This is a genomic window from Micromonospora sp. AMSO31t (genome assembly GCF_008868175.1).
Lineage (GTDB): Bacteria > Actinomycetota > Actinomycetes > Mycobacteriales > Micromonosporaceae > Micromonospora.
This window is the reverse complement of record NZ_WBKT01000254.1, coordinates 1-4,722: the sequence shown is the minus strand read 5'-3', so window position 1 is coordinate 4,722 and position 4,722 is coordinate 1. Positions and strand designations below refer to the sequence as shown.

General features: G+C 74.1%; 5 protein-coding genes. 2 read left to right on the top strand and 3 right to left on the bottom strand.

The features are described from left to right. The coding region (locus F8274_RS29915; RefSeq protein WP_151465693.1) for a serine/threonine-protein kinase at positions 1-854 on the bottom strand (854 nt) is incomplete at its 3' end. A gap of 121 nt (positions 855-975) precedes the next feature. Between F8274_RS29915 and F8274_RS29910 the strand changes: the two genes are divergently transcribed. Further along, on the top strand, positions 976-1,176 hold the full coding sequence (locus F8274_RS29910; RefSeq protein WP_151465692.1) for a hypothetical protein: 201 nt from the start codon (positions 976-978) through the stop codon (positions 1,174-1,176). Beyond that, a complete protein-coding gene (locus F8274_RS29905) occupies positions 1,173-1,970 on the top strand; it encodes a site-2 protease family protein (RefSeq protein WP_151465691.1) in 798 nt (265 codons plus the stop codon). Before F8274_RS29910 ends, F8274_RS29905 begins: the two co-directional genes overlap by 4 nt. Positions 1,971-2,075: 105 nt before the next feature. Here the strand turns inward: F8274_RS29905 and F8274_RS29900 are convergent, their stop codons facing one another. Continuing rightward, positions 2,076-3,074, bottom strand: coding sequence for an aldo/keto reductase family protein (locus F8274_RS29900; RefSeq protein WP_151465690.1), 999 nt, complete (start codon positions 3,072-3,074; stop codon positions 2,076-2,078). 85 nt (positions 3,075-3,159) lie between these two features. Beyond that, on the bottom strand, positions 3,160-4,722 hold a 1,563-nt coding region (locus tag F8274_RS29895; protein ID WP_151465689.1), incomplete at its 5' end, for a WG repeat-containing protein.

Sequence of the window (4,722 nt, the reverse complement as noted above, 5' to 3'; positions counted from 1 at the left end):
CGGGGCGGTGCGGGAAGCCGGGCCAGGGTGGCGTCCCGGGCGTCCTGGGCGGCCTCGGCCAGGGCGAGCGCGCTCGGGAGCCGGTCGGCCGGACGCTTCGCCAGCGCGCGGCCGACCACCTCGACCACCGCCGGCGGCGTGCCCACCAGGGGCGGGGGCTCGTCCTGGACGTGCCGCATGGCCACCTGGAGCGGGTTGTCGCCCTCGAAGGGCGGCCGCCCGGCCAGGCAGTAGTAGGCGACGGCGCCGAGCGCGTAGACGTCGGTGACGGGCGACACCGGCTGGCCGGCGGCCTGCTCCGGCGACATGTACGAGGCGGTGCCGAGCACCATGTGCGCGGCCGTGATGCCCGCCATGGTGCTGGCCCGGGCGATGCCGAAGTCGACCAGCACCACCGTGCCGTCCCGCTTCACCAGCAGGTTCCCGGGCTTCACGTCGCGGTGCACGATCCCGGCGAGGTGGGCGGCGTGCAGCGCGTGCGCGGCCTGCGCCACCACCGACATGGTGGACGCCGGGTCGAGCCGGCCGGCCCGCCGGATCCAGGTGACCAGCGGCTCGCCGTCGACGTACTCCATCACCAGGTAGCTGACCTGGCTGCCGTCGGCGAGGGTCGCGGAGCCGAAGTCGTGCACCTGGACGATGCCGGGGTGGCGCAGCGCGGCCAGCATCCGGGCCTCGGCGTGGAAGCGGGTGGTGAACTCGGGGTCGGCGACCAGCGAGGGCAGCAGCACCTTCACCGCGACCTCGCGGCCCAGCAGGGTGTCGGTGCACTTCCAGACGGCCCCCATGCCGCCCGTCGCGATGCGTTCGCTCAGCCGATAGCGATCGCTGAGCACCACTCCTTGAGTCAGCACCGCGCCACCGTACCGGCCGGGTGCGGGCATGATCCATGTGCGGCCGGGCCGTCCCGCGTCCGGCCGACTAGGCTTGCGGGGGTTTCCGTCCCAGGGCGACGGCGGCGAGGGGAGACGCGGCATGGCGTGGAGCTGGCGGTACGAGGGCACGAACGGCACTTCGGTCGACGGGCCGGGTGAGTCGTTCCCCAGCCAGGCGGACGCCGAGTCGTGGATCGGCCAGGCCTGGCGGGAGCTCGCGGCGTCCGGCGTCACCTCCGTCGCGCTCGTGGAGGACGACCGGGTGGAATACCGGATGAGCCTGCTGCCGCCGGCCGAATGACGGGCTACGACCGGCCCCGCGACCCGCTGGTGCTCGGGGTGCCCCGGGCGGCGTTCCGGCCCAGCGCGATCTTCCTCGCCCTCGTCGCGGTCTTCGTGGCCAGCGGGGTGATGACCTGGAACGGGGTCGGCAGCGTCCGCTTCGACGTCTTCCTCTTCGTGGTCTCCGGCTGGCTGGTCTCACTCTGCCTGCACGAGTACGCGCACGCCGTGGTCGCCTACCGGGCCGGGGACCGGGACATCGCCCACCGGGGCTACCTGACGTTGAACCCGCTGAAGTACACGCACCCGCTGCTGTCCATCGTGCTGCCGGTGGTCGTGGTGCTGCTCGGCGGCATCGGCCTGCCCGGTGGCGCGGTCTGGGTCGACCGGCACGCCATCCCGGGCCGCCTGCGGCACACCCTGGTCAGCCTGGCCGGGCCGGCCACCAACGTGCTGTTCACCCTGCTGCTGGTGCTGGCCGTGCAGGTCGGCCGGGAGGTCGGCGGCCCGCTGGAGTTCTGGGCCGGCGTCGGGCTGCTGGCGTTCCTCCAGCTCACCGCCAGCGTGCTCAACCTGCTGCCGGTGCCGGGCCTGGACGGCGGCAACATGATCGAGCCGTGGCTGTCTCCGCCGTACCGGCGGATGTACGAGCTGTTCGCCCCGTACGGCTTCATCCTGCTGTTCGCGCTGCTGTGGAGCCCGCGGATCAACGGCTGGTTCTTCGGCGCCGTCTTCTCCGTCGGGGATTTGCTCGGCCTGCCGCCCCAGCTCTACGGTCTCGGCTGGCACCTCATCCGGTTCTGGGAGGGCTGACCCTCCGGAACCGGGAGCCGCCGCGCAGCGGCGGGGTGCGCCGGGCCGCGCGTACCCCGAGGGGTCCCGGGCCGGCGCGGAGGCCGCGCCGGCCCGGGGGGAGCGTCACGGACGCTGCGCCGGGCTCTCGGTCTTCGCGGGGTCCCGCTCGGTGACCGGCTCGACGATCTCGTCGATGGCCTTGAGCAGGTCGGCGTCGAGCTTCACGCCCGCCGCCTTCACGTTGTCGTGCACCTGCTCCGGCCGGGACGCCCCGACGATCGCCGAGGAGACGTTCGGGTTCTGGAGCACCCACGCGACGGCGAGCTGCGGCATGGTCAGGCCGGCCTGCTCGGCCAGGGGCTTGAGCCGCTGCACCCGGGTGAGCACCTCGTCGGTCATGAACCGGGCGATGAATCCCGCGCCGGACTTCTCGTCGGTGGCGCGGGAACCGGCCGGCGGCGGCTGGCCCGGCAGGTACTTGCCGGAGAGCACACCCTGGGCCATCGGCGACCAGACGATCTGGCCGACGCCCAGCTCCTCGCTCGTGGGAATGACCTCGGCCTCGATGACCCGCCACAGCATCGAGTACTGCGGCTGGTTGGAGACCAGCGGGATGCGCAGCTCGCGGGCGAGCCCGTGCGCCTCCCGGATCTGCGACGCCTTCCACTCGGAGACGCCGATGTAGTGCGCCTTGCCGGAGTGCACGACGTCGGCGAACGCCTCCATCGTCTCCTCCAGCGGCGTGCTGTAGTCGTAGCGGTGGGCCTGGTAGAGGTCGACGTAGTCGGTCTGCAGGCGGCGCAGCGAGCCGTTGATCGACTCCATGATGTGCTTGCGGGACAGGCCCCGGTCGTTGCGGCCCGGCCCGGTCGGCCAGAACACCTTGGTGAAGATCTCCAGCCCCTCGCGCCGCTCGCCCTTGAGCGCGCGGCCGAGCACCTCCTCGGCCTTGGTGCCGGCGTAGACGTCGGCGGTGTCGAAGGTGGTGATGCCGTCGTCCAGGGCGGCCCGCACGCAGGCGGTCGCCGCCTCCTCCTCGACCTGCGACCCGTGGGTGATCCAGTTGCCGTATGAGATCTCGCTGACCAGCAGGCCCGAGCGGCCTAGGTGTCGGAATTCCATGCCTCGACCCTAGCCCTGCCCGATCATGGTCGGCGTGTGACGCTCCCCGCCGCGCCCGGGCACGCCGCCGCCCGGGTCCGGCGCGTCAGAGCACCGGGGTGGTGTCGGCGAGCAGCCGGTCGATCTCCGCGACCACGGCGGCCCGGCCCGGGTGCACCAGGTCGATCAGCAGGTCACCCCGCCGGTCCAGCGCACCCCACCGGCCCGACTCGTCGCCCACGAGGAACGCCACCGGATGCACCACCAGCGACGGGTACGCCGGCGCCACCAGCACCCGCCCGGTCCGGTCCACCACACCCCGGCGGCCGGCCAGCTCCACCACGGCCAGGCCGTCCTCGGTGAAGCCGTCCACGTGCCGGCCGTCGGCCAGCGCCGTGGTGAGACCGTGGTACCGGGTCGGCACCACCACCTGCCCGGTCCGGTCCACCGCGCCCCAGCCGCCGTTCTGCCGCACCGCCGCCAGGCCGCCCCGGAACGGCCGGACGTCCTCGTAGCCCGGCGGGATCTTCACGATGTTGGTGCGGTCGACCGCCATCCACCGGCCCTTGCCGTCCATCGACACCCAGGCCAGCCCCTCCGAGAACGAGCCCACCGCCCGGTAGCCGTTGTTCGCCTCGATCAGCGCCGCGCCGGCCGTGTCGATGAGCGCCCAGCGAGACGCCTCCGGGCGGCGTACCCACGCCAGGCCCTCGCGGAACGGCTGCACCTCGGCGTACCGGTGGCCGATCACCAGCTCGCCCTCCGCGTCCGCGTACCCCCAGAGCGCCTGCTCCTCGTCGAACGTCGGCACCGGCTGCCGCTCGCCGCCCAGGAGCGTCTCCCGGCTGCGCGGCTTCGGCCCGAACCCGCCGGCCGCGGCCCGCTCGGCGACCGCGTCCAGCGCCAGCGTGGTCCGCGCGTTCAGCTCCCCGTCCTCACCCTGGCGCAGGTCCAGCGCCCGCTCGAAGTGCAGGCACGCCTCCGTCAGCCGGCCCTGGTCGTAGCAGGAGCGGCCCGCGTGCTCGTGCAGCACCGCGCGCAGCCGGTCCGGCAGCTCCGGCGAGTTGGCCTCGGCGAAGAGCCGGTCCGCCTCCGCGTACTCGCCCCGCCAGCGCAGCACCTCGGCCAGCCGGGCGCGGGCCAGCGCGGTCCGCCGCAACTCACCGGTGGAATCCGCGTACGTGAGGGCGAGCCGCGCGTCGGCCACGGCGTCGTCCAGCTCGCCGAGGACGCGGGAGGCCACCGAGCGCAGGCTGAGCAGCCGGGCGCGGCTGCGGTTGTCCAGCGCGCTGCCGAGCTTGGTGGTGAGACCGTCGCGGATCTCCCGCAGCGCCGCGGGGTCCGGGGCCTCCTCGCGGAGGGTCTCCGGGTGCAGCCGCCAGCGGACGGCGGCCAGCGCCTGCTCCGGGTCCGCCGGGCGGGCCTCCCGCCGTTCGACGTCGGCGGCCGCCTCCTCGTCGGGTGCGTCCTCCTCGGCGGTGTCCTCGTCGGCCGCTTCGTGGTCGGCGGCCTCGTGGTCCTCGGCTTCGCGGTCGGCGGCTGGGTGGTCGGCAGCTTCGTGGTCGGCGGCTTCGGGGTCGGCCGCTTCCCGGTCGGCGGCTTCGTGGTCGGCTGCTGCCTGGCTGCTCGGTCCGGCTGGCGGCGTGGGTGGGGCGTCCCGAACCGGGAG